We start from the raw sequence: 23441 nt of genomic DNA, 5'->3' as shown, positions 1-23441 counted from the left end.
CCACGGGCGAGCGATGCCACGCGGCCGCACGGCCACAAATCCGGGGACTTTGGGGCGGCATGTGGCTGGAATGCCCGCAAGCGCAGGGTGTCTCGGTACAATGGAAGGTTGCCCAAAAATGAGGCAGATTTCCCGAGGCGCAGCCCATGCTTTATCCCCAAGAATTTGATGTCATCGTGGTCGGCGGCGGCCACGCCGGTACCGAGGCCGCGCTGGCGGCTGCCCGCATGGGCTGTGCCACCTTGCTGCTGACTCACAACATCGAGACGCTGGGGCAGATGAGCTGCAACCCGTCGATCGGCGGGATCGGCAAGGGCCATCTGGTCAAGGAGGTGGATGCGCTGGGCGGCGCCATGGGCACCGCCACCGACGAGAGCGGCATCCAGTTCCGCATCCTCAATGCCAGCAAGGGGCCGGCCGTGCGTGCCACCCGCGCGCAGGCCGACCGGATTCTCTACAAGGCCGCCATCCGCCAGCGCCTGGAAAACCAGCCCAATCTGTGGCTGTTCCAGCAGGCGGTGGACGACCTGATGGTGGAGGGCGACCGCGTCGTGGGCGCTGTGACCCAGGTGGGCATCCGCTTCCGTGCGCGCACCGTGGTGCTGACGGCGGGGACCTTCCTCGACGGCAAGATCCACGTGGGGTTGAACAACTACAGCGCCGGGCGCGCAGGGGACCCGCCTGCGGTGTCCCTGTCGGCCCGGTTGAAGGAGCTGAAGCTGCCGCAGGGGCGCCTGAAAACCGGCACCCCGCCGCGCATCGACGGCCGCAGCATCGACTTCAGCAAGCTGACCGAGCAGCCTGGCGACGGCGTGCCGCTGGTGGGGCAGTGGGGTGCCTCGGCGCCCAGCGGCCCGGAGGTGCCGGTGTTCAGCTTCCTGGGTTCGCCCGCCCAGCACCCCAGACAATTGCCTTGCTGGATCACGCACACCAACACGCGCACCCACGACATCATCCGCTCAGGCTTTGACCGCAGCCCGATGTTCACCGGCGTGATCGAGGGGGTGGGGCCGCGCTACTGTCCGTCCATCGAGGACAAGATCAACCGTTTTGCCGATAAGGACTCGCACCAGATCTTCCTGGAGCCCGAGGGCCTGACGACCAACGAGTTCTACCCCAACGGCATCAGCACCTCGCTGCCGTTCGACATCCAGCTCAATGCCCTGCGCACCATGCCGGGTCTGGAGAACGCCTACATCCTGCGCCCCGGCTATGCGATCGAGTACGACTACTTCGACCCGCGCGAACTGAAGTCGACCTTCGAGACCAAGGCCATCCAGGGCCTGTTCTTTGCCGGCCAGATCAACGGCACCACCGGCTATGAAGAGGCGGCTGCGCAAGGTTTGTTCGCGGGCCTGAACGCCGCCCTGCAGGCCCAGGGCCGCGAAGCCTGGACGCCGCGTCGTGACCAGGCCTACCTGGGTGTGCTGGTGGACGACCTCATCACCAAGGGTGTGACCGAGCCCTACCGCATGTTCACCAGCCGCGCCGAGTTCCGCCTGCAGCTGCGCGAGGACAACGCCGACATGCGCCTGACCGAGATCGGTCGTGAGCTGGGTCTGGTGGACGATGTGCGCTGGGAGGCCTTCAACCGCAAGCGTGACGCTGTTTCACGTGAAACACAGCGCCTGAAAGCCACTTGGGTGCGCCCGGCGACCTTGCCAGCGTTGGATGCGGAGCGTTTGCTGGGCAAGGCGCTGGAGCGCGAGTACAACCTGGGTGACCTGCTGCGCCGCCCCGGCGTCAACTACGACCAGATCAACGAGGTGGGCGCGATTGCGGCGGCTCGTCAAGCCACTTTGTGGGCCGAGGCGGGCAAGACGGCCTCGACCGAAGGCGGTGAGGCGGTTTCACGTGAAACCGTCAGCCGTGCCAGCCTGCGTGCCGAACTGGGCGATGCCCTGGCCGATGCGGTGATCGAGCAGGTCGAAATCAGCATCAAGTACGCCGGCTACATCGACAAGCAAAATGACGAGGTCGAGCGGGCGGCGTATTACGAGAACCTCAAGCTGCCGACGGACCTGAACTACATGCAGGTGTCGGCCCTGAGCTTTGAGGCGCGCCAGAAACTGGACAAGCATCGCCCGGAGACGCTGGGACAGGCTTCGCGCATTTCGGGGATCACGCCGGCGGCCATTTCGCTGTTGCTGATCCACCTGAAAAAGGGGCGCTTCAAGGGTTTTGCCACGACCGAAGGGCAAGGCGAGCGCGAGGCATCGGCCTCCTGACGGGGGGCGACGGCTACGGGGTGGCGGCGTGTACAGCACCGGGTCGCGTGGACAGGATGCATGAACCGGGCGGGTGCTGGCCAGCAGGCCTCGGTAGCCGACCAAGGACACAGAGATGAGCATGAACAAACGAGGCCCGCGGGGCAAGTCCGGTGGGGCAGGTGGCGCTGGGGGCAGCCGCGGCGGGCGCCACGGTGCCGTGGACCATAGCGTGCTGACCGGCTACGAACTGCGCGGTGGCAAGGTGAGTGCGCCGGCCCGCAAGGCTGTGCCAACCGCGCGCCCGGCCCCGCAGCGCCCCACCGTGGTCTGGACCGCGGCACAGTGGCAGGAAGCCTTGCCGCCCGTGCTGGCCCAGTTGGCCGACGAGGTGGCTGGCGCCTTGAGTGAGGCCCAGCAGCGCCAGTTGGCCAGCTACATGGTCATGTTGGCGCACTGGAACAGCACCTTCAACCTGACAGCCCTGCGTGATGCGCCGGAGATGCTCAGCCACCACCTGAGCGATTGCCTGGTGGTGCTGCAACCGCTGATGCGCCATCTGCGCGAGGGTGGGTGGCTGGACCGGGCGCAAGCCCCGCGTCTGCTGGACGTGGGCAGTGGCGGCGGTCTGCCGGGTGTGGTCCTGGCCATCTGTTGTCCGCAGGTGCAGGTGACCTGTGTGGACACCGTGGGCAAGAAGGCTGCTTTCATCCGCCAGGTCGCGGCCGAGTTGCGCCTGCCCAATCTGAAAGCGGAGCACGCCCGCGTCGAGCAATTGCCCGGACGCTACGATCTGATCACCTCCCGGGCCTTTGCCTCGCTGGTGGACTTCGTCAGACTGACCCGCCAGTTGCTGGCCGACGGGGCGGTGTGGATGGCGATGAAGGGCAAGACGCCGGACGAGGAGCGTGCGGAGTTGCCTGCGGATGTCCAGGTGTTTCACGTGGAACCTTTGCAGGTGCCGAGCTTGGACGCTGAGCGCTGCCTGGTCTGGATGCGCCCGATGGAAGGCGCGCGGGGGCCGCAATGAGCCGTGCATGTCGTCGCCACGTGAGAGCGGTGCTGTTGGGCGTGTCTGGCGCGCTGTGCGCCCTGGCGCTGCCGGTCGGCGCCGCCGACATCAGCCAAGCTCGCGAGGTGGCACCGCCACCGGGCGACCGCGGCGAGTTGCTGTACGAGGTGCCCATCGCGCCCGCCACGCCATCCGGCGTGAAGGCGCAGCCTCGCCGCGAAGTGCGTGACACGACTCAGGCTCCTGCACCCGGAGCGCCGACTTCGCGTCAGGCGGTCAAGCCAGAAACGCCGGGCTCGGCACCGGCCCGCCGAATGGAGAAGGGGCCTGGCAGCGCATCGGCCAGCGCTGCGCGCACAGACCAGGCGCCAGGGACGGGGCTTCGCGCCAAGGAAGGCCAGGCACGGTTGACGGTTCGGGGTGGGCGCGAGGTCGATGTTTCACGTGAAACACCGCCAGGGGCCGGTCAACGGGCCAAGGCGAAGCAAGTCGCTGCCGCACCAGCGAGCCGCGCCATGAAGAGCGAAAAGGTCGACAAGGTTGAGAAGGCCCGTGGCGATGCAAAGGCCCCGGCCAAGAGGTTGGCGGGGGCGGCCCCGCCGCCCCGCCAGCCGTCGCAGCCCCAGCGCTCGTCCGCATCGGTCAAGGCTGGCGCCCGTCAGGGCCATGTCCGCGCGTCGAAGGCCATCGTGGCCAAGCAGGCACCCTCATCCAAGCGCGCCACCTCGCCTGAGCGGGCTGCTGCGAAGGCAGTCCGCCACACGCCTGTGACATCCACCGCCAGAGCAACCCTCAAGGCTGCCCCAAAAGGGCATTCCAAGGGGCACCCCAAAGCGGCCCCCAAGGTGTCTGCCAAGACAGGCGCCAAGAGGCCGGCCAAGGCGCCCGCCAAGGGGGCCCCGAAAACAGCCCGGCATGCGGCCAAGGCCGCCACCCAGGGCTCCTCCCGACGGGCACTCCCAACGACTTCCCCTGCCGTGAAGTCCAAGAAGCCTGCACCGCAGAAATCGCCTCGCGCGCTGTCCCGGTGAGCGAGGCCGCTGTGCTGCGGGGATAATGCCGACATGCCGCACATCTTCTGCATTGCCAACCAAAAGGGCGGGGTGGGCAAAACCACCACCACCGTCAACCTGGCCGCTGGCCTGGCCCAGATCGGTCAGCGCGTGCTGATCATCGACCTGGACCCCCAGGGCAACGCCACCATGGGCTCGGGTGTCGACAAGCGCACCCTGACGCACAGCGTCTACGACGTGCTGCTGGAAGATGCCACGATCGCCGAGGCGCGGGTGCGCAGTCCCAAGGGCGGCTACGATGTGCTGGGCGCCAACCGGGAACTGGCCGGCGCCGAGATCGAGTTGGTGACGCTGGAGCGCCGTGACCGGCGCCTCAAGACCGCGCTGGAGGCTGCTGCGGCCGATTACGACTTCGTCTTGATCGACTGCCCGCCGTCCTTGAGTCTGCTCACCCTCAACGGCCTGACCTGTGCGCATGGCGTGATCGTGCCGATGCAGTGCGAGTACTTCGCGCTCGAAGGCCTCACCGACCTGGTCAACACCGTCAAGCAGGTACACGCCAACCTCAATCGCGACCTGCAGCTCATCGGGCTGTTGCGGGTCATGTTCGACCCACGCATCACACTGCAGCAACAGGTCAGCGATCAGCTCAAGGGCCACTTCGGCGACAAGGTGTTCGACACCGTGATCCCCCGCAATGTGCGCCTGGCCGAAGCGCCGAGCTATGGCGTCCCCGGGGTGGTGTTCGATCCGGCCAGCAAGGGGGCGCAGGCCTTTGTGGCTTTTGCCCGCGAGGTCGTGGCCCGGGCGGCACAGGCCCCGGCGCCTGCCTCAGTGGGCGTTCAGGCCTGAGGGCAGGCATTCGTCCAGGCAGCGCAGCAAGGCCATCACGTCCAGCGGCTTGGTCAGGTAGGCCTTGAAGCCGCGCGCCTCGGCCGCATGGATGCGGTCGGGCATGGCATCGGCCGACAGGGCCACGCGCGGCACCTGGCGCAGGCGGCCATCCCGGTCCAGAGCGTCGGCCAGATCGAAGCCGCTCATGTCGCCCAGGTGCATGTCCACCAGCATCAGGTCGGGCGGATGGGCCTGGGCCAGCGCCAGGGCCTGGGCGCCATTGCGGCCCACCAGCAGCTGCCATTGGGGGCGCATGCGGATCACTTCCTGCACCAGCAGAACGTTCACCTCGTTGTCTTCGGCATAGAGGATGGTGGCGGTCATGGGCATGTCCGAGGGTGGGGTGGTCGGTGCGTTGTCCAATGGCATGGCGCCAGAGTCGACGGGGGTGTCGGAAGCGGCCGGCAGCCAGATCCGAAAGCAGCTGCCCTGACCGGGCACGCTGTGGGCCTCGATCTGACCCTGCATCAGCGTCACCAGGCGCTGCACGATCACCAGCCCGATGCCGGTGCCCTCGATGCCGGTGCGCTCGGCTCCGAGGCGGTTGAAGGGTTCGAACAGGTGGGCCAGTTGCGTGGCGTCCATGCCGATGCCGGAGTCCCGTACCTCCAGCAGGATGCGCCCGCCGTCTTGCCAGCTGCTCAGCGCCACCTGGCCACCTGGGCGGTTGTACTTGATGGCATTGACCAGCAGGTTGACCAGCACCTGACGCAGACGCACCCGATCGGCGCGCACCGTGAGCTGCGGGACCATGCCCTCGGTGTGCAGCGTGATGCGGTGGCGGCGGGCCAGATCGGAGACCAGGTGCAGGGCGTCGTCGACCACGTGGGCGCTGTCTTGCGCCGTGATGTTCAGCGGCAGGCTGCCGGCTTCGATGCGTGAGAGATCGAGCACGTCACCCAGCACCGACAGCAGGTGCTGGCCCGCCTTTTCGATCAGGCGCACATGGCCGCGCTGCGTTTCGCCGAACTCCATGCTGCGGTCCAGTTGCAGCAGCTGCGCAAACCCGATCACGGCATTGAGCGGGGTGCGCAGCTCGTGGCTCATGCGTGAGAGGAACTCGCTCTTGGCGCGGTTGGCGCGTTCGGCGGCCTCGGCCGAGATCACGGCGTCGGCATAGAGCTTCTGCTCGGTGACATCCGAGGTGTAGCCGTACCAGGACACGCTGCCATCGGTCTCGGGCATGGGCATGGCCTGACCGGCCAGCCAGCGCAGCCCCTTGTTGGGCAGCAGCACGCGGTACTCGTAGGAGATGGGTTTGCTGGTGTCGAGGTCCTTCGCCATCATCAGGCGACGCACGCCGGCCACGTCATCGGGGTGGATGCGTTCGTAGTGGCGCGTCCAGTCGCCCGGCTGGGTGTCGTCCGGCAGCTCGTACAGCGGTTTGACCTGGGCGCTCACGTACTGCAGATGCGGTTCTCCCTGGGGCGACACCCACACCTTGAAGAGCACACCGGGCAGGTTACGCCCCAGGCTCTTGAGCAGCACATCGCGCTCGAGCAGGCGGTGGGCCATCTTCTGGCGCACCGTGACGTCCTGCAGCATGCCGTACCAGATGCGGTGACCATCGTGGTTGAGCTGGATGCCCAACTGCATGGCGATCCAGCGCTCTTCGCCGTTGGCGCACACGATCCGGAAGTCGCCGCTCAGCACCGGCGCGCCGGCCGCTGCCTCGGCCTCCCAACGCGGGAGCACGCTGCGGTGCTCGGGGTGCAAGCGCTGCACCAACGCGACAAAGAGGGCGTCGGGATCCTGTCCGAGCGCGGGGTCCAGATCGAAGAGGGTGAACAGGCCGTCGCTGGCGTAGGGGACGCGGCGGTGGCCGTCGGGCAGGCGGTCCAGCATCATCAGGCCGCCGGGCACATGACGACTCAGCCCCTGCACCAACTGGTTCTGGGCCTGCAAAGCGGCGTTCAACTCGGCCTCGCGGGCTTGGCTGAGGGCCAGGGCGGTGCGCAGACGGACGAGCTCATCTGGCGCTGCCGCCCCCGAGGGGCCGGAAGACGCGGCGGCAGAGGAGGGGCCGTGTGCATCCATGTGAGCCATTATGGGAGCGTGGGGCCGGCAATGGGGGTGAAACAAGGGACAATCCTGATCTATGGCGACCAAGAAATCCAAAGGCCTGGGCATGGGCCTGGAGGCCCTGCTGGGCCCCAAAGTCAGCGACACCGCATCCGCATCGGCCGAGGGGGCACCTTCGGTCCTGCGGCTGGACCTGATGCAGGCGGGCAAGTACCAGCCGCGCACGCGCATGGACGAGGGCTCGCTCTACGAGCTGGCCGAGAGCATCAAGGCCCAGGGCATCATGCAGCCCATCTTGGTGCGACCCATTGGTGCGGGCCGCTACGAGATCATCGCCGGTGAGCGCCGCTCGCGCGCCGCCAAGCTCGCCGGCCTGAGCGAGGTGCCGGTGCTGGTCAAGGACGTGCCCGACGAGGCCGCGGCCGCGATGGCCCTGATCGAGAACATCCAGCGCGAAGACCTCAACCCGCTGGAAGAGGCCCAGGGCCTGCAGCGCCTGACCTCCGAGTTCGGCCTCACGCACGAACAGGCCGCGCAGGCTGTGGGCCGCTCGCGCAGTGCCGCGTCCAACCTGCTGCGCCTGCTCAACCTGGCCGAGCCGGTGCAGAGCATGCTGATGGCCGGTGACATCGACATGGGCCACGCCCGCGCGCTGTTGCCGCTGGACAAGGCCCTGCAGATCACCACCGCCCACGAGGTGATCGCCAAGAAGCTCAATGTACGTGAGGCGGAAAAGCTCGTCGCCAAGGTGCAGGGCGTCGGTCGCCAGGCGCCCCTGCTGCGCGTGGCCAGCGAGAAGTCGCGCGACGTGCAGCGCCTGGAAGAGCAGCTGTCGGACCTGCTGACCGCCCAGGTCGAGATCCGCACCAAGCGTCAGAGCGCACGCGGCCTGCAAGGCGAGGTCGCGATCCAGTTCGGCAGCCTCGACGAGCTCAACGGCCTGATCGACAAGCTGCGCGGTGGGCGCGGCGAAGCCTGATCTCCGCCGGTGCGCATGCACGCCGGCTTGACCCGCCTGCTCACCTGGCCCCTGGCGGCCTTGTGGGCGTGGGCCGGGGCCTGGGCCCTGGCCTGGGCTTTGCGCGCCGCAGGTGCCCCGCTGTGGGCCTGCCTGGGCCTGCCGACAGCACTGGGTGCACTGGCCGCGCTGGCGCCCGTGGTGGCGGGCACGGGCTGGCGGAAGTTGTGGGTGGCCGGCGGCTTCCCCTTGAGCGTGCTGGCCCTGGGCCAGGGGGCCGGCGTGGCGGCAGCCTGGTGGCTGCTGCCCCTGGCCGTGCTGCTGCTGGCCTACCCGCTGCGCGCCTGGCGTGACGCCCCGGTCTTTCCCACGCCCCGCGGCGCCTTGCAGGACCTGGCGCGCCATGCGCCCCTGCGCACGCCCACGGCGCGCGTGCACGACGCCGGTTGCGGCATGGGCGATGGCCTGATCGCCTTGCATGCGGCCTATCCGCAGGCCCGGCTGACCGGGGTGGAGTGGAGCTGGCTGTGGCGCACCGTGGCGGCGTGGCGCTGCCGCTTTGCCCAGGTGCGCCAGGGCGACATGTGGGCCGAGGACTGGGGCGACTGTGACCTGGTCTACCTGTTCCAGCGTCCCGAGACCATGCCCCGCGCCTGGGCCAAGGCCCGCGCCGAGATGCGCGCCGGCACCTGGCTGGTGAGCCTGGCGTTCGAAGCCGTGGACGACCAGGGCCGGCCGGTGCCCGCGCACGCGCGCCTGGACCTGCCGGGCGGGCGCGCGGTGTGGGTGTATCGCCAGAGCCCGGCACGCCGCCGCTGAGCGCACTACACTGTGCCCCTTGCCACGAAAGCCGACATGAGCCTGCCGCCCGATTCGCCCCCATTCACCCCAGAAGAGCTGCGTGCGACGCTGGGCCAGTTTGCCACCGGGGTGACCATCGTCACCGCGCGCGATGCGCAGGGGCAACTGGTGGGGCTGACGGCCAACTCCTTCAATTCTGTGTCTCTGTCGCCCCCGCTGGTGCTGTGGAGCCTGGGTTGCCAGTCGATGACCTTGCCGGGCTTTCGCTCGGCCACGCACTACGCCATCAATGTGCTGGCGGCCGATCAGCGTCTGCTGGCCGAGCGTTTTGCCCGTCGCGGCATCGACCGCTTCGAGGGCACGCCCTGGCGTCCCGGGCTGACCGGCGCGCCGGTCATCGACGGGGCGGCCGCGGTTTTCGAGTGCAGCCACCATGGCCAGCACGAGGCCGGGGACCACATCGTGTTTGTCGGGCGCGTGGCGCATTGCCGCCGCCGTGTCGGCGTGGCCCCGCTGGTGTTCCACGGGGGCCGTTTCTTCACCGAACTGGCGGGCTGAGCCCGGGCACTCACTGCGCCTTGAGCTGGGAGATGCGATCGAGCAGCCGCAGCAGGCGGCCCACGTCCAGCGGTTTGCTCAGGTAGTCCACAAAGCCCTGGGCACGCGCCTCGCGCACCCGCTCCGGCAGCACGTCGGCCGACAGCGCCACGCGCGGGATGTCGGCGGTATAGGGTTGGCGGGCGAGCACGTTCGAGACATCGAGCCCGCTCATGTCGCCCAGGTGCATGTCGAGCAAAAGCAGGTCGGGCGGGTCGCGCAAGGCCATCGTGATGGCGTCCTGGCCGCAGTAGGCCACCTCCAGGCGCCACTGTGGCCGCATGCGCATCACCTGACGCACCAGCTCGATGTTGATCGCATTGTCTTCGGCATAGAGCACGGTCAGCGGGTGATCGCCCGCCATCCCTTCCAGATCACCGAAGGCCGAGCGGGTGGGGGCGAAGGCGTCGTCGGGCAGCGGCTGCAGGGTCTGGCCCTGCGGCAACCAGACGCGCAGCAGCGTGCCCACGCCCGTCGCGCTGCTGACCTCGATGCGGCCCTGCATCAGCGCGACCAGGCGCTGGACGATGTGCAGGCCCAGCTGCGTGCCGTCGCCGGGGTCGTGCCCCGCGGCGGGCCGCTGGAACAAGGTGGCCTGCTGCGCCGCGCTCAGCTCGTGCACGGTGTCGCTGACCGTGACGTCCACCTGGTGATGCAGGGCCTGAACTTCCAGCAGGACGTGGGCGCAGTTGCCGGGCAGGCGCAGGACATGGTGCAGAATTTTGAGCAGGACCTGACGCAGGCGATCGCGGTCGGCCCAGACGAACAGGGCTTCCTCGGGCAGGCGCACGCGCAGCGTCACGCGCGCCTGCTCGGCTTCGGCCGCGACGCCGAGCAGGGCCTCCTGAACCAGGGGTGCCAGCGAGAGCAGCTCGATCTGCAGGGGCAGGCGTTGGGCTTCGAGGCGGGCGACGTCGATGACGTCGGACAGCAGGGCCAGCAGGTGGGCGCCGGCTTGCTCGATGTGGGCGACCTTCTCGCTTTGAGCAGGGCTCAGGCGCTGCGTGGGGTCGACCTGCAGGAGCTGGGCGAACCCGAGGATGGCATTGAGGGGGGTGCGCAAGGCATGGCTCATGCCCGCGATCACGTCGAAGCCGGCGTGGGGCTGTCCGTCGGGGTGAGGGGCGGGCGTGGCAGAGGTGTCGGGCAGGGTGTCGGCCGGGGGCGGGCCCTCATGGGCGATGCCCACGAACTGCAGGGGCTGGCCCTGGGCATCGCGCAGCAGCGTCACCTCCAGGCTCATCCACACCCGCCGTCCATCGACCTGGGTCTGGCGTGGCGGCAGGATCCAGGGTGTGTGCTCGCCAGCCAGGGCCGCCTCCATTTGGGCCAGGGTGGTGCTCAGGTCTTCCGGGCCGATGATGTCGGCCAGGTGCAGGCCGACCATCGCCAAGTTGTCGGTGTCGCGTGCCAGCAGGGTGGCAAAGCGCGGGTTGACCTCCAGGATGTAGCCCTCGAGGTTGGCCCGCATCAGGCCGATGTCGAGGGCCTGAAAGATCTGGGAATATGCGCCATCACCCTCGGCAGGGGATGGGGCCTCGAAGCTGGGCATGGGCGGAGCGTCCGGATGACAGGCAGGGCATCAGTGTGCCGCTGCCAGGCGCGCTGTGCTCGCCGCTCCCACTTGAGAGGGGGCCGTGTCGCCGATCACGGTGCGGTCACGTCCTTCGGACTTGGCCCGGTACAGGGCCCGGTCGGCGCGTTCGATGCAGGTGCTCAGCTCTTCCACGTCGTCGTAGCCGGTCAGCCCGGCCGAGAAGGTCACCTTCAGCTCGGGCATGTGGGCCAGCAGCGGGCTGGTGGCCAGCATGTCGCGGGCGCGATCCAGGCCGATGTTGGCCAGCTCGGGGGAGGTGTCGTTGATCAGCAGCAGGAACTCCTCGCCGCCCCAGCGGGCCAGCACATCGGTGTCGCGCAGAGCGCGCTGCAAGGTGGCGGCAAACTCGCGCAGCACCTCGTCGCCCACGCCATGGCCGTGGGTGTCGTTGATGCGCTTGAAGTGGTCGATGTCGAGCAAGGCCAAGCAGAAGCGGTGGTGGCCTGAGCGGATCAGGCGCTTTTGGTGCTGGGTCAGCACCTCGAGCATGTGGCGGCGGTTGAACAGGCCGGTGAGCTCGTCGCGGGTGGCCAGGATTTGGATGCGCGTGAGCGCCTGGGCCAGCTCGTTCTTCTGGCTTTGCAAGCGGGTGCGCATGCTGTTGAGCTGTCCCGCCAGACTGGAGATGGTCGGCAGGATCGCCGCGATCAGGATGAAGTGGGCGATCTCGACCTGGTAGGGGTAGTTCTCGGGATCGGTCTGGGTCTTGTAGACCATGGCGCAGCCCATCAGGCCCAGGCTGTACAAACCGGCCAGGCGCGAATCACGCTGACTCATGTTGAAGATGCCGAACACCTGCACCAGGGTCAGCAGCATCATGATGGAGCCGTGGATGCGCCCGGTCACCGAGTAGGCGTAGACGATGATGGTCAGGGCCGCGAGCACCTGGGGCAAGGTGAGTGCCGGATCCCGAAAGCGCAGGTTCAGCCCGGAACGCAGCAGGGCGTACCAGAAGACGATGTTGACGAGGATGACGATGGACAGGCGCCAGACGTACTGCACCTCCATGAAGCCGTGCCGATAGGCGTAAATCTGCAGGCCGATGCAGGCCAGAAAGACGAACGCCGCGGTCAGGGAGCGCGAGATGCGCAGCTGTTGCTTGCGCTCCGAGCCCAGGAGCAGGGCCGCGAACTGGTGGAAAAAGGCAGGTGCGTGCATGTCGACGGTTTTGACACCATCATGTGCCATTGGGAACGCGGACACAAGCCCGAACCAGGGAATAGGGGGGAGGGTAAAACCCGCAGGCGGCGGGGTGTCGCATTCAAAAAAATTGAAGCGAGGTGTGAACCCCTCTCAACCTGGGGCCAAAGGGGGGCGTTAAAGTGATGTGCATCAAGCTGATTTCCTGGAGAGGGCCGACATGATTTCCCACACTTCCACCGAGCCGCGCTACGGCCTGATGGCCATCGTGCTGCACTGGCTGCTGGCGGTGTGCATCCTGTCGGTTTTCGCGGTGGGGGTGTACGTGGCCGATCTGCCGTTTTCCCTGGCCAAGCTCAAGCTGATCAACTGGCACAAGTGGGCCGGGGTGGCGATCCTGGCCTTGTCGGTCTGGCGCCTGGTGTGGCGCCTGACGCACCGCCCGCCTGCGCTGCCGGCGCGCATTGAGCGGGCCATGCCGGCTTGGCAGCGGGTGGCCTTCCATGGCACCCATCACCTGATGTACCTCTTGTTCTTTGCGGTGCCGCTGCTGGGCTGGGCCTACAGTTCGGCCAAGGGCTACCCCATCGTGTGGTTCGGCGTGCTGCCGCTGCCAGACTGGGTGCCGGTCAGTGAGCCTTTGGCGCAGGTGCTCAAGCCCCTGCACGCCTTGTCGGCCTATGGCCTGATCGGCCTGGTGGTGCTGCATGTGGCCGCGGCCCTCAAGCACCAGTTCGTCGACCGCGACGGCCTGATCGACCGCATGCGTCCTGGCCGTTGAGAGTCGTTGTGCCGGGCCTGTTTTCTCCCTCTGTTTCACAAGGATGCCGACCATGTTTTCTCGCCGTACCCTGTTGAGCGCTGTGGCGCTCAGTGCCGCCGCCGGGGGCCTGTCGGCCCACGCTGCCGGCCAGACCCTGGTGCCGGCCCAGAGCGAAGTCACCTTCGTGGCCAAGCAGCTGGGCGTGCCCCTGCAAGGACGTTTCAAGCGCTTCCAGGCCCAGGTCGCTTTCGACCCCAAGGCCCTGGCCACCAGCAAGATCGCTTTCGAACTGGACCTGGGCAGCGTCGCGCTCAATGCCGATGCCGATGCCGAGCTGCCCAAGGCCGAGTGGTTCAATGTGCCCAAGTTCCCGAAGGCCACGTTCCAGTCCAGCGCCATCCAGGCCTTGGGCGGTGGCAAGTTCCAGGTGCGCGGCAAGCTGGCCATCAAGGGCCAGGCGCGTGACCTGGTGGTGCCGGTGACGCTGACCCAGGCCAAGGGCCTGAGCACGGCGTCAGGCGCCTTCACGCTCAAGCGACTGGACTACCGCATTGGCGAGGGCGACTGGACCGACACGTCCATCGTCGCCAACGACGTGCAGGTGCAGTTCAAGCTGGTGCTGCAGGGCGTGCCGGCGCTTTGATCGGCCGACGTTCGTCTTCTTTCTTTGCTGTTTTTCCCAGTGCCGACCCGGCACGCATACTTCTCAGGAGATCTGACATGACCCGTACCGTGATCGCTTCCGTTGTGGCCGCTGCCACCCTGGCTGCTGTAGGTGTCGCCCACGCCGCCCCGGCCACCTACGCCATCGACCCCACGCACACCTTCGTGACCTTCGAAGCCAAGCACTTCGGGACCTCGACCAACCGCGGCCGCTTCGACAAGAAGTCGGGCACCGTGACCCTGGACAAAGCCGCCAAGACCGGCTCGGTGGACATCACGATCGACATGGCTTCGATCAACACCGGCACCGCCAACTTTGACGGTCACCTCAAGGGCAAGGACTTCTTCAACGCCGAAGCCTTCCCCAAGGCCACGTTCAAGAGCTCGCGCTTCATCTTCAACGGTGACAAGGTGAGCGCCGTGGTGGGCGACCTGACCCTGCTGGGCAAGACCCAGACGGTGACCCTGTCGGCCAACCACTTCGGCTGCTACGACAACCCGATGCTGAAGCGCGAAGTGTGCGGTGGCGACTTTGAAACCACCATCCAGCGCGAGAAGTTCGGCATGACCTATGGCCTGCCCTTCATCCCCAACGATGTGAAGCTGGTGATCCAGGTCGAAGCCGTCAAGCAGTAAGCGTCAGACGGGAAGGCGTCGCCTGAATCGGTGACGCACCGACGACAAAAAAAGGCCGGGTGCGTGATGCAGCCGGCCTTTTGCATTGGGTGCTTGCGCGCGATCAGGCGGTGTGACGGCGGCGACGCGCCACGGCCGCGATACCGACCAGGCCCAGACCCATCAGGGCGTAGGTGGCGGGCTCGGGGATGGCGGGGACGTCGATGGGCGGCAGGTCGATCGGCGGGGTCCAGAGGCCGGGGCGGCTGGCGGACAGGCTCAGGTTGCTACCAGCCATCAGACTCAGGGCGAGCACCCCGGTCATGTCGCTGCTCCCCAGGTTGGTCAGCGTGAACTCGAAGTCCTTCGAAGCGGACACCTGGCGCAGCAACTCGCCATCCGTGTTGCTCAGGTAGCTGGTGCCGTCGTTCCAGAAGTTCGTGACGATGCCATTGACCTGACTGCCGCTCAGACCCGAGATGACACCCGATGCATCCGCCAGATCGTTGAGCTGGGCGGCCATGATGAAGGCGCCATCGGAATAGGCCGAATGGTACAGAGACCAGTCGGCGTACCCGTTGGCGGTCAACTCGGCTTGGAGGGCCGTGGCGTCGAGGGCGAAACTGCCTGACAGCGTGCCGCGCACCACCAGAACCGTCCCGGCGCTCAGCGTGAACGGCTGCAAGGCCTCGGGGCTGAACTCACCCACGGCCAAGTCGGTGCTCGTCGATACATTGTTGTTGAGATAGTCATCGATGCCGTCGACGTTCGGAGGGGTCACCGACGGGAGAATCTGCGACAAGGGGATCTGACTTTGCAGGGTCACGCTGTTGGCGGTGCTGGTCACGGTGCTCAGGCCATCGGGGCCGACGTAGTTCAGCGGCGTCGAGGGCAAGAGGCTGTTCTGGAACTGCGGTCCGACATGGCTGTAGGTGTCGGTCGCCTCGTCGTACGCGGTTTGCCAGGTGTCGATGCGTCCCTGAGTCTGAAAGCTCAGGCTGGGGGCAATGCCATCACCCGGCGTGAGGTCGATCAGCTGAAAACTCAGCCCGCTCAGGCTCAGGGTGGCCTGAGACACGATGGGATCGGTGGCGGCCTGTGCGCTGACGCCGAAGCACAGGGATGCGGCCAATGCGAGCGAAGCGGGGCGCAGCCCCATGCGAACCATGTCGGACATGGCAACTCCTTGATTTTGTATGAGGAGTCGCCATCGTCTGAGGCCGGCCAAGGCCTGTCAATCAAGCGAACAGGGGGCGCCGTGTAACGGGATGCATCCCCCTCGGCCCGGCGCTCAGGCCTATGCGCTCACGCCTCAGGTGTGCCCTGCCTGCAGGTTCAGCCTTTCGCACACCCGCATGGTGGCGAGCTGGAAGGCCTGGAAGTGCAGGCCGACCTGATGCGCGAGGGGCTCCATCTCGGCCCAGACCGCCTGGGGGGCACCGCTGGTGGCGGGGTTGAGCAGCAGCAGGTCGACCGCGTGGCCAATGGCCAGCAGCTTCTGGACGGTGGGGCGCTCCTGGGTCCACTGGCCGGGGCTGTTGGTGCGGGCGCGCACGCTGTCGGTGACCTCGCGGGACAGTCCCCAGGACTGACACAGGGCGGCACCCAAGGCGGCGTGGCCCACGCCAAAGGTCTCGATTTCGCGGGCGCACAGCTCGGCTTCGTCATGGGCCTGCTGCTCCAGCGCGACGTAGCGCTCGCGGTCGTGGGCATACAGCACGGCGCGGCCGCTTTCGGCAAACAGCCCGGAGGTGTGCGCCTGCCAGGGATCGACGTCGAGCTGGCGGGCGATGCGGCCCATGGCCAGGCCCCGCACCCCGGCACGGTCCCAGATGCTTTGCAGCGAGGGGCTGGGTGGGAAGGCGCCGCGCAGGCCGATCTCGTAGGTGAGGCCGGCCACCTGGGACATGCCCAGATAGCGCACGGCTTCGTGCACGGTCTCGACGCGCTTGAGCAGGCCGAACAGGGCGGAGTTGACGGTGCGCACCACGGCCGAGGCCAGTGCCATGTCGGTTTCGATCAGGGCGGCCAGGGGGTCGATGGCGCAATGCTCGTCGGCCATCAGCAGGGACAGCTTGACCAAGGTGCCCGGGCAGGCGGGCAGGTCGATGTTGAGGTTGCGCAGTTGCGGATCGATGGTCATGACACACTCGGAGATGGCGGCCACATCAGTCTAGGGGCATTCGCGCCTGGTCGTGAAGCGCAGATGCCCTGAGTCTGACATGGCTCTGCGGCGCCTCGCCGCGCCCGCGTCAAGAGGCTGACCGGGTGTGCGCGTCCTCAGCGGGGGATGAAGCGGCGGCGGCTCAGGCGTGGGTGGTGGTTGGTCAGTCCGCTGGCGCGACGGTATTCGCTGGGCGGCACACCCTTCCAGCGGCGGAAGGCCTCGATGAAGGTGGTGACGTCGGCATAGCCCAGGCGCTCGGCGATTTCGCCATGGGTGAGGTTGGCCCCGCCCATCAGCTCTTCGGTCAGCGTCGAGCGCACCTCTTCGAGCAGGCCCCGGAAGGTCGCGCCTTCGGCCGTCAGGTGGCGCCGCAGGGTGCGCGAGGTCATGCGCATCTCGGCGGCCACTTCTTCCATGTCGGGGATCTGGCCCGGGTTGCGCAGCAGGCGGTCGCGCACGGTGGCGGCCACGCCGGTGCGCTGGTTGCGTGCATCGATCAGCTTCTTGAGCATGTCCTCGCACAGGCGCTTGGTGTGGGCGTTGGCCTGCGGCAAGGCCTGGTGCATCAGGCTGGCATCGAACAGGCTGCGGTCTTGCGGCTGGCCGAACAGGGGGCGCACGCCAAACAGCTGGGTGTAGGCCTCGACCATCTGCGGCGAGGGCTCCGGGCGGCGCAGCAGCATGGCGCGATAGGGCATGGGCTGTCCGAGGATTTCGCGCTGCAGGGTGACGGCGGCCGCACGGTCGCGGTCGAGGACGAACTGGCGGATGTCCGGGGGCAGGTGCTCGACGTGGTAGCTGATCATGACCTGGTCCCCGAGCTGCTCGACCTCGTTGGTGCTCAGCGAGAAGGTCTGGTTGAGCATGCGGGCGGCCATGCCGAAGGCGCTGCCCAGCGTCGGGCTGCTCAGCACCGCGTAGCCCCACAGGCCGTAGGTGGTGACGTGGTAGCGCGTACCCGCTTCCAGGCCCAAGGTCTCGACCTGGGGCAGCTCGGCCAGCAGGTTGCGGATCAGCTGGATCTCCTGCTGGGCTTCGAGCTGGCCTTCGGGGTCGTCCAGCAGCGCCGGGCCGAGGCCGGTGTGGCGCAACAGGGCGTCCAGGGTCAGCCCGCGATCCAGTCCCAACTGGATGAGCACCCGGGCGGTGGCCGCGCCACGACGGAAGTCCCATGTGGGTTTGCTGGCTGCTTTGGTGACCATAACGCGATGCACTCCGAAAGTTGACAATAAATTATGTCCGTTTTCGGTTGGCGTGCGACGGGCATCGTCCCATTTCCCATGACATTTCCGGCAAACGATTCGCATTTGCGGAATTATTGGCGGCTGCATCCCTCGATTGGGGGGGGGTCAGTTCTTGCGGCGTGCGCGTGGGTGTGCGGCGTCGTACACCTGGGCCAGATGCTGGAAGTCGAGCTTGGTGTAGACCTGCGTGGTGCTGATGTGGGCGTGGCCCAGCAGCTCCTGCACGGCCCGCAGGTCGCCGCTGGACTGCAGCAGGTGGCTGGCGAAGCTGTGGCGCAGCATGTGCGGATGCACGTGGGTGGGCAGGCCGGCTTGCTGGGCCAGTTGCCGCAGGCGGTTGCGCAACTGCACCGGGGTCAGACGGCGCCCCAGGCGGCTCAGGAACAGGGCTTCGTCTTGCGGAGGTGTGAGGGATGCGCGCAGGTCCAGCCAGGCGCGCAAGGCCTGCAGGGCCGCCTGGCCCACCGGCACGCTGCGGCGCTTGCTGCCCTTGCCCAGCACATGGGCTTCGGCACCGGCCAGGTCGATCCAGCCGGCGGCCTGCGGGCTGGCCTGCACGTCCAGGCCTAGCAGTTCGGCGCTGCGCAGGCCGCTGCTGTAGAGCAGCTCGATCATGGCGCGGTCGCGGGCCTGCAGCCAGGGGGCTTCGCGGGCGGCGCGGGTGGCCGCGGCCGGCGACGCGGCTGCGTCGCTGGGGTCGTCGGGCTGGTGGGTGGCCAGGGCCACGGCCTGGTCGACGGGCAGGGCCTTGGGCAGAGGCTTGGGGGCCTTGGGGGGCTTGATGCCTTCGACCGGGTTCAGGTGCACCAGGCCCTCGCGTCCCAGCCATTTGTACAGCCCGCGCCAGCCGGCCAGGGTGATGGCGATGCTGCGTGGCCCGAGGCCTTGCGCGTGCAGGCGGGCGGTCCAGCCGCGCACGTGGTGGGGGCGCACGGCGGTGAGGTCCAGTCCTTCGTGGACGCAGAAGGCGTGCAGGCGCCGGAAGGCGTCCCCATACATGGCCAGCGTGCGCTCGGCCAGCCGGCGCTGGATGCGCAGATGGTCGAGGTGCCGGGTGATGAGGGGTGGCGGTGCCGGCGGGGCCACGGCGGCGCGGGTGGGGTCAGGCGCAGACATGGTCGGGAGCCGGTGTGTGCGTCCGCCTCGGTGCCGCAGCTCAGTCCAGCAGGCGCGCCAGGGCGGCGCTGGCGACGTCGCCCACCTGGATGAGGAAGTCCACGCCCATGTCGGCGCTGTAGCGGGTGGCGTCGGGCGAGCCCAGCACCAGCAGGCCGAAGCAGGCCCCTTCGTGCTGCAGCGGGATCAGGGCGATCGAGGTGATGCTGGCACTGTCGTCGAGCCACTTGCTGGCTTCAAAGCCGGCGTTGAGGCCGCAGTAGGGCTGGTTCAGGCTGGCGGCAAAGCTGCGGGCGTCGTCGCTCACGGCCTGGGTGCAGGCCAGCGTGCTCAGCTCGGCGCGCAGCGGGTGGGCCTCGGTGCCCCAGACGCGCACCCCGGTCTGCGGGATCAGGAAGAGCTCGCGCAGCTGCTCGAGCATGACATCGGCCAGCGTGGCGTTGTCGTGGGCGAGCAGCACGGCGCGCACCCAGCGGTGCAGGCGCTCGGCAATCGCCTCGTTGTCCTGGCTGTGGCGGATCATTTCCATGATGCGCTTTTCCAGGCCGCGGATCTTGTCGCGCAGCATCTCCATCTGGCGCTCCTGCAGCGAGACGGCGCGCTGGCCGTGCGGGCTGGTGAGCTGGATGCTGGACAGCAGGGCGGCGTTGCGCTCGAAAAAGGCCGGGGTGTGGACGAGGTAGTTGGCGATCTCGTCTTCGGTGATGCCTTGCAAGGTCATGTCAGGGATGCTCACAGTTCGGGAACGTCGATCACGCCGTCAAACACGGTGGTGGCGGGACCGGTCATCATCACGGGGGTGCCGGGGCCGGCCCAGCTGATGGTCAAGCGGCCACCGGGCATGTCCACGTCCACGGTGGCGTCCAGCCAGCCCAGGCGGATGCCGGCGACCACGGCCGCGCAGGCGCCCGAACCGCAGGCCAGGGTCTCGCCCGCGCCGCGCTCGTAGACGCGCAAGCGGATGTGGCCGCGCGTGACCACCTCCATGAAGCCGGCGTTGACGCGGCGGGGAAAGCGCGGGTGGCTCTCGATCTGCGGGCCCAGCTCGTCGACGGGGGCCTGGGCGACGCTGTCGACGCGCATGACGGCGTGCGGGTTGCCCATCGACACCACGGCCAGCTCGACCGGATGGTTGGCCAGGGCCACGGGCCAGAGTTCGCAGCCGAATTCCAGGCGTGGGGTCAGCCCTGTCGTGTCGAAGGGGACCTCGGCCGGGGTCAGGAAGGGGGCGCCCATGTCCACGGTGACGCGGCCGTCAGCCTGTAGTCGCGGCTCGATCACCGTTTTCTGGGTCTGGACGCGGATCGTGGTCTGGGTGGTCAGGCCTTTGTCGTGCACGAAGCGGGCGAAGCAACGCGCGCCATTGCCGCACTGCTCGACCTCGCCGCCATCGGCGTTCATGATCCGGTAGGTGAAGTCGGTGCCACGGGTCGGATCGCCGGGTTCGACGATGAGGATCTGGTCGGCTCCGATGCCGAAGCGGCGGTCGGCCAGGAAACGGTATTGCGCCGGGCTCAGTGCCAGCGGCGCGCGGGTGGCGTCGAGCACGACAAAGTCGTTGCCGGCGCCATGCATTTTGGTGAAGGGCAGCTTCATGGCGCCGATTATCCGCCGCCTGCGCCCGTCTTGTCAGCGCAAGGCGGGGGTTTGCGCGATGCGCCGCTCGATGTCCTGCATCACGGCCCGGTAGGCCGGGGTGTCGATGCCGCCATAGCGTTGCTGTAGTTGGGCGGCCGTCAGGAACTCGGGCAGGTCGCGCACATCGGGCAGCAGCTCGGTGTCGGCCTGGACTTCGGCGAGGCGGGCTTGCAGGGTCTGCGGCTCGTGCGCGGCCAGCCGGCCCAGGCGCACGCCGGCCTTGTCGGCGGCGAGGTCGTTGAAGCTGAAGCCGCTGCCCCGGCTCTGGGGCGCAGCGTCCAGCAGCTCCTTGTACATGCCGATCAGGTCGGACAGGCGCCCGCCCAGGTCGGTGGCCAGGGCGGCCGAGGTGAGGTAGTGCTGGGCCCAGTCGTCGCGGCCCTGCAAGGTCACGGGGCGCAGGGGCAGGGGCGCCCAGTCGCGGGCCGCCGGCACCAGCGTGGCGAGCGAGACGCGGTTGACGTACAGGCCCAGCACCAGCAAGACGGCGCGGTTGTCGCGGGCAGCCTCGTCGTGCAGGCGCGGGGCCGAGGCCGAGAAGGCGAGCGCCAGATTGCGCTGCTGGGCGGCGGCCATCATCGGCGGCAAGAGTTCGCTCAGGGAGCGCTGCCAGCGCAAGGGGGTGGCGGGTGACGCGGAGGCAGGCGGGCTCAGCAGTTGCGCCAGCTGATGGTGGGCGCGCGACAGGGCCTGGACCATCTCGGGCGGCACCAGCAAGGCCGAGGCCTGGGCGCTCAGCTCGGGTCGCCAGCGCAGCGTGGCCGAGACGTGGTGCGGACTCAGCTGCACCGCATCGATGGCCGACAGGCCGATTTCGGCCAGTTCACGCAGGCCGCGTGCGTCGGCGATGCGTCGCGCGGCCCACAGCGCGAGGGCGGGCGGCACGTTCAGCTCGCCCACCTGCACGGTCTGCAGGACGGGTGGCCCGCTGGGTGGGGCTCTGAGGCGTACGCGCAGGTTCAGCCAGTCGCCCAGCGGGTGCAGGGCACGCAAGGGTGTCTGCCGGATGGGCAGGCTCACCGCGAGCTCGGCCTGCTGGTCGGACAGGTGCAGGGCCGAGGGCGCGTGCAGCACGCGCGCGCCCATGTCCTGGACCAGGGCCCGCGCCTGGGAGGCTTGCAGTGACAGCGTCAGGGGCTGGCCCTGGAAGGCCTCGCTCAGCACCTCGCGGCGAATCAGGCGGCGCGCCGCGTGCAGATCGCCGATCGCGAGCGGGGCGCCGGGGGCGGCGATGGGCTGGGGCTGCAGGGCCTGCGCGGCCACCCACAGGGCTGCGGCCGGCAGCAACACGGCGCTGACGCCGAGCGCGCAGAAGACCACCAGCCAGGGACGTCGGAACATCGGCGCAGTATGCCGTGAGCGCGGCGACCCGGCCGGGATCAGGCCTGGATGGCCGCGTTGGCGCTGACCTCGATGTGGAAGCGCTGCACGGTGCGCGACAACTTGATGGCCTGCTGGCGCAGGCTGTCGGCGGCGGCGGCCGATTCCTCGACGAGGGCCGCGTTCTGCTGCGTCATCTGGTCAAGCTGGTTGATGGACTGGCTGACGTGGCCGATGCCCATCGACTGCTGACGGGTGGCCTCGGCGATCTCGCCCATGGCATGGGTCACGCGCTGGATGGCGTCCACGATCTCGGTCATGACGGCGCCGGCCTCGCGCACCTTCTGCGAGCCCATCTCGACCCGCTCGGTCGACTTGCCGATCAGGGACTTGATTTCGCGGGCGGCCTCGGCACTGCGCTGCGCCAGCGAACGCACCTCGCCGGCCACCACGGCAAAGCCGCGACCTTGTTCACCCGCGCGGGCCGCTTCCACGGCCGCGTTCAGCGCCAGGATGTTGGTCTGGAAGGCGATGCCGTCGATCACGCCGATGATGTCGCCGATCTGGCGCGAGGCCTGGCTGATGTCGGCCATCTGCGTGACCACGCTTTCCACCACCTCGCCGCCGGCGACGGCGCGCTGGCTGGCGGTGCTGGCCAGATCGTTGGCCACGTTGGCCGAGTCGGCCGAGTTCTCCACCGTCTTGCTCAGCTCGTCCATGGCCGAGGACGTGGACTGCAGGTTGGAGGCGGTCTGCTCGGTGCGGCTGGAGAGGTCCTGGTTGCCGGCGGCGATCTGGGTGCTGGCGGTCAGCATGCTCTCGGAGGATTCGCGCACCGAGGCCACCATCTCGCGCAGCCCATCTTGCATGTGCTTCATCGACACCATCAGGTGGGTGATCTCGTCGTGGCCGCGTGGCTCGATGTCGTGCGTCAGGTCGCCGTGGGCGATGGCCTGGGTGATGTCTTCCGCGCGGCGCAGCGGGATGGTGATCGACAGGATGGTCAGGGCCATCAGGGGCAGGAAGATGAAACCGGGCGACAGCAGCAGGCCCCACAGCAGCGCGATGGTGTTCGTCACACCTTCGGCGGCCTTGGTGCGGCGTGCTTCGGCCAGCTCGGTGATGCTTTCATTGAGGGTGTTGACGTCACGCTCGATGCCGTCGGCGGCCTCGCGCGCTTCGGTGCTGCCCTGGTAGGCCTCGGCCGAAGACGTGACCGCTTCCGAGGTCACCATGTTCAGCAGCGGCTCCAGCGATTGTCCGTAGCTGACCAGCTTGGGTTGCAGCGCCTGGATCTGGGTCTTGATGGCCTCGTTGGGGGCGACGTCCTGCAATGCCTGCATGGCCTGCTCGGTGGCCTTCAGGGCTTCGCGCCAGGCCTTGACCTCGGTCTGCGCCGAGACCGAGTCCCCGGCGTTGATGATGGCGGCCTTCTCATGACCGCGCAGCGAGGACAGGTTCAGGGCCAGCTTGGCCATGCGCTGAACCGAGGCGAATTCCTGCTGGGTGAAGTCATCGAACTCGCCTTTGAGCGACCACAGCCGCCAGCTCATGCCGGAGCCCACGATGGTGCCAATGCCCACCACCAGGACCATGCAGGTGATGAGTCGGGAGCGGATGGAAAATCTCCGCAACCAGGTGATCAGATTCATATGCCGACACTCCTCAATCTCG

At 68.1% G+C, this 23441-nt stretch carries 20 protein-coding genes and 1 pseudogene; 10 read left to right on the top strand and 11 right to left on the bottom strand.

Annotated elements, in window-relative coordinates:
• The first annotated feature begins 146 nt into the window (after positions 1-146).
• From mnmG to RBT42_RS13680, 4 genes are all read left to right on the top strand, one after another.
• Positions 147-2228 carry a tRNA uridine-5-carboxymethylaminomethyl(34) synthesis enzyme MnmG gene (gene mnmG, locus RBT42_RS13695; RefSeq protein WP_320366056.1) on the top strand — a complete coding sequence of 694 codons (2082 nt, stop codon included), beginning with the start codon at positions 147-149 and terminating at the stop codon, positions 2226-2228.
• Positions 2229-2565: 337 nt separating this feature from the next.
• The gene (gene rsmG, locus RBT42_RS13690) at positions 2566-3237 is read left to right on the top strand and encodes a 16S rRNA (guanine(527)-N(7))-methyltransferase RsmG (RefSeq protein ID WP_413785904.1); all 672 of its coding nucleotides are present in this window, start codon (positions 2566-2568) and stop codon (positions 3235-3237) included.
• A complete protein-coding gene (locus RBT42_RS13685) occupies positions 3234-4250 on the top strand; it encodes a hypothetical protein (protein ID WP_320366054.1) in 1017 nt (338 codons plus the stop codon). Before rsmG ends, RBT42_RS13685 begins: the two co-directional genes overlap by 4 nt.
• Before the next feature lie 33 nt (positions 4251-4283).
• On the top strand, positions 4284-5084 hold the full coding sequence (locus RBT42_RS13680; RefSeq protein ID WP_320366052.1) for a ParA family protein: 801 nt from the start codon (positions 4284-4286) through the stop codon (positions 5082-5084).
• On the opposite strand, the gene RBT42_RS13675 is transcribed toward RBT42_RS13680, so the two are convergent.
• On the bottom strand, positions 5064-7163 hold the full coding sequence (locus RBT42_RS13675) for an ATP-binding protein (RefSeq protein ID WP_320366050.1): 2100 nt from the start codon (positions 7161-7163) through the stop codon (positions 5064-5066). The two genes, RBT42_RS13680 and RBT42_RS13675, sit on opposite strands and share 21 nt — an antisense overlap.
• A gap of 61 nt (positions 7164-7224) precedes the next feature.
• Between RBT42_RS13675 and RBT42_RS13670 the strand changes: the two genes are divergently transcribed.
• From RBT42_RS13670 to RBT42_RS13660, 3 genes are read left to right on the top strand one after another with little or no spacing between them, the layout of a single operon-like run.
• Positions 7225-8127, top strand: a complete 903-nt coding sequence (locus RBT42_RS13670; RefSeq protein ID WP_320366048.1) for a ParB/RepB/Spo0J family partition protein — start codon at positions 7225-7227, stop codon at positions 8125-8127.
• 15 nt (positions 8128-8142) lie between these two features.
• Entirely contained in the window at positions 8143-8925 is a 783-nt protein-coding gene (locus RBT42_RS13665; protein WP_320366046.1) for a class I SAM-dependent methyltransferase, read from the top strand.
• A 36-nt stretch (positions 8926-8961) separates the two neighbouring features.
• Positions 8962-9465 (top strand): flavin reductase family protein, encoded by a 504-nt coding sequence (locus RBT42_RS13660; protein WP_320366045.1) that lies wholly within the window; start codon positions 8962-8964, stop codon positions 9463-9465.
• 10 nt (positions 9466-9475) lie between these two features.
• Here RBT42_RS13660 and RBT42_RS13655 read toward each other — a convergent pair whose 3' ends face one another.
• Positions 9476-11056 (bottom strand): response regulator, encoded by a 1581-nt coding sequence (locus tag RBT42_RS13655; protein WP_320366043.1) that lies wholly within the window; start codon positions 11054-11056, stop codon positions 9476-9478.
• A gap of 30 nt (positions 11057-11086) precedes the next feature.
• Positions 11087-12259: a GGDEF domain-containing protein gene (locus RBT42_RS13650; protein WP_320366041.1), complete on the bottom strand. Its 1173-nt coding sequence runs from the start codon at positions 12257-12259 to the stop codon at positions 11087-11089.
• Between the two features lie 202 nt (positions 12260-12461).
• Between RBT42_RS13650 and RBT42_RS13645 the strand changes: the two genes are divergently transcribed.
• The 3 genes from RBT42_RS13645 (at position 12462) to RBT42_RS13635 (ending at position 14303) form a co-directional block, all read left to right on the top strand.
• Positions 12462-13022: a cytochrome b gene (locus RBT42_RS13645; protein WP_320366039.1), complete on the top strand. Its 561-nt coding sequence runs from the start codon at positions 12462-12464 to the stop codon at positions 13020-13022.
• A 52-nt stretch (positions 13023-13074) separates the two neighbouring features.
• On the top strand, positions 13075-13647 hold the full coding sequence (locus RBT42_RS13640; RefSeq protein ID WP_320366038.1) for a YceI family protein: 573 nt from the start codon (positions 13075-13077) through the stop codon (positions 13645-13647).
• Positions 13648-13724: 77 nt separating this feature from the next.
• Positions 13725-14303 carry a YceI family protein gene (locus tag RBT42_RS13635; protein WP_320366037.1) on the top strand — a complete coding sequence of 193 codons (579 nt, stop codon included), beginning with the start codon at positions 13725-13727 and terminating at the stop codon, positions 14301-14303.
• Positions 14304-14406: 103 nt separating this feature from the next.
• On the opposite strand, the pseudogene RBT42_RS16530 reads toward RBT42_RS13635, so the two are convergent.
• From RBT42_RS16530 to RBT42_RS13595, 8 genes and pseudogenes are all read right to left on the bottom strand, one after another.
• Positions 14407-14508 (bottom strand): annotated as a pseudogene (locus tag RBT42_RS16530) (PEP-CTERM sorting domain-containing protein); the annotation flags it as partial.
• Positions 14509-15594: 1086 nt separating this feature from the next.
• On the bottom strand, positions 15595-16425 hold the full coding sequence (locus RBT42_RS13625) for an HDOD domain-containing protein (protein ID WP_320366033.1): 831 nt from the start codon (positions 16423-16425) through the stop codon (positions 15595-15597).
• A 137-nt stretch (positions 16426-16562) separates the two neighbouring features.
• On the bottom strand, positions 16563-17651 hold the full coding sequence (locus tag RBT42_RS13620; protein ID WP_320366031.1) for an AraC family transcriptional regulator: 1089 nt from the start codon (positions 17649-17651) through the stop codon (positions 16563-16565).
• Positions 17652-17798: 147 nt separating this feature from the next.
• Positions 17799-18809, bottom strand: a complete 1011-nt coding sequence (locus RBT42_RS13615; RefSeq protein WP_320366029.1) for a tyrosine recombinase XerC — start codon at positions 18807-18809, stop codon at positions 17799-17801.
• Positions 18810-18849: 40 nt separating this feature from the next.
• Complete coding sequence (locus RBT42_RS13610) at positions 18850-19530, bottom strand: DUF484 family protein (RefSeq protein WP_320366027.1); 681 nt, start codon at positions 19528-19530, stop codon at positions 18850-18852.
• An 11-nt stretch (positions 19531-19541) separates the two neighbouring features.
• Entirely contained in the window at positions 19542-20405 is an 864-nt protein-coding gene (dapF, locus tag RBT42_RS13605; RefSeq protein ID WP_320366025.1) for a diaminopimelate epimerase, read from the bottom strand.
• 33 nt (positions 20406-20438) lie between these two features.
• Positions 20439-21788: a hypothetical protein gene (locus RBT42_RS13600; RefSeq protein ID WP_320366022.1), complete on the bottom strand. Its 1350-nt coding sequence runs from the start codon at positions 21786-21788 to the stop codon at positions 20439-20441.
• A 38-nt stretch (positions 21789-21826) separates the two neighbouring features.
• Positions 21827-23419 carry a methyl-accepting chemotaxis protein gene (locus RBT42_RS13595; RefSeq protein ID WP_320366021.1) on the bottom strand — a complete coding sequence of 531 codons (1593 nt, stop codon included), beginning with the start codon at positions 23417-23419 and terminating at the stop codon, positions 21827-21829.
• Between the last annotated feature and the right edge of the window lie 22 nt (positions 23420-23441).

It is taken from the genome of Aquabacterium sp., assembly GCF_034003525.1.
Lineage (GTDB): Bacteria > Pseudomonadota > Gammaproteobacteria > Burkholderiales > Burkholderiaceae_C > Aquabacterium.
Note: the sequence above shows the minus strand (reverse complement) of the source record. Positions and strands in the feature narration are given on the sequence as shown.

Excerpts from the sequence above, each read along its gene's own strand:
- mnmG (WP_320366056.1), top strand. The coding sequence starts at position 147 with ATGCTTTATCCCCAAGAATTTGATGTCATCGTGGTCGGCGGCGGCCAC.
- RBT42_RS13685 (WP_320366054.1), top strand. The coding sequence starts at position 3,234 with ATGAGCCGTGCATGTCGTCGCCACGTGAGAGCGGTGCTGTTGGGCGTG.
- RBT42_RS13680 (WP_320366052.1), top strand. The coding sequence starts at position 4,284 with ATGCCGCACATCTTCTGCATTGCCAACCAAAAGGGCGGGGTGGGCAAA.
- RBT42_RS13675 (WP_320366050.1), bottom strand. The coding sequence starts at position 7,163 with ATGGATGCACACGGCCCCTCCTCTGCCGCCGCGTCTTCCGGCCCCTCG.
- RBT42_RS13670 (WP_320366048.1), top strand. The coding sequence starts at position 7,225 with ATGGCGACCAAGAAATCCAAAGGCCTGGGCATGGGCCTGGAGGCCCTG.
- RBT42_RS13665 (WP_320366046.1), top strand. The coding sequence starts at position 8,143 with ATGCACGCCGGCTTGACCCGCCTGCTCACCTGGCCCCTGGCGGCCTTG.
- RBT42_RS13660 (WP_320366045.1), top strand. The coding sequence starts at position 8,962 with ATGAGCCTGCCGCCCGATTCGCCCCCATTCACCCCAGAAGAGCTGCGT.
- RBT42_RS13655 (WP_320366043.1), bottom strand. The coding sequence starts at position 11,056 with ATGCCCAGCTTCGAGGCCCCATCCCCTGCCGAGGGTGATGGCGCATAT.
- RBT42_RS13650 (WP_320366041.1), bottom strand. The coding sequence starts at position 12,259 with ATGCACGCACCTGCCTTTTTCCACCAGTTCGCGGCCCTGCTCCTGGGC.
- RBT42_RS13645 (WP_320366039.1), top strand. The coding sequence starts at position 12,462 with ATGATTTCCCACACTTCCACCGAGCCGCGCTACGGCCTGATGGCCATC.
- RBT42_RS13640 (WP_320366038.1), top strand. The coding sequence starts at position 13,075 with ATGTTTTCTCGCCGTACCCTGTTGAGCGCTGTGGCGCTCAGTGCCGCC.
- RBT42_RS13635 (WP_320366037.1), top strand. The coding sequence starts at position 13,725 with ATGACCCGTACCGTGATCGCTTCCGTTGTGGCCGCTGCCACCCTGGCT.
- RBT42_RS13625 (WP_320366033.1), bottom strand. The coding sequence starts at position 16,425 with ATGACCATCGATCCGCAACTGCGCAACCTCAACATCGACCTGCCCGCC.
- RBT42_RS13620 (WP_320366031.1), bottom strand. The coding sequence starts at position 17,651 with ATGGTCACCAAAGCAGCCAGCAAACCCACATGGGACTTCCGTCGTGGC.
- RBT42_RS13615 (WP_320366029.1), bottom strand. The coding sequence starts at position 18,809 with ATGTCTGCGCCTGACCCCACCCGCGCCGCCGTGGCCCCGCCGGCACCG.
- RBT42_RS13610 (WP_320366027.1), bottom strand. The coding sequence starts at position 19,530 with ATGACCTTGCAAGGCATCACCGAAGACGAGATCGCCAACTACCTCGTC.
- dapF (WP_320366025.1), bottom strand. The coding sequence starts at position 20,405 with ATGAAGCTGCCCTTCACCAAAATGCATGGCGCCGGCAACGACTTTGTC.
- RBT42_RS13600 (WP_320366022.1), bottom strand. The coding sequence starts at position 21,788 with ATGTTCCGACGTCCCTGGCTGGTGGTCTTCTGCGCGCTCGGCGTCAGC.
- RBT42_RS13595 (WP_320366021.1), bottom strand. The coding sequence starts at position 23,419 with ATGAATCTGATCACCTGGTTGCGGAGATTTTCCATCCGCTCCCGACTC.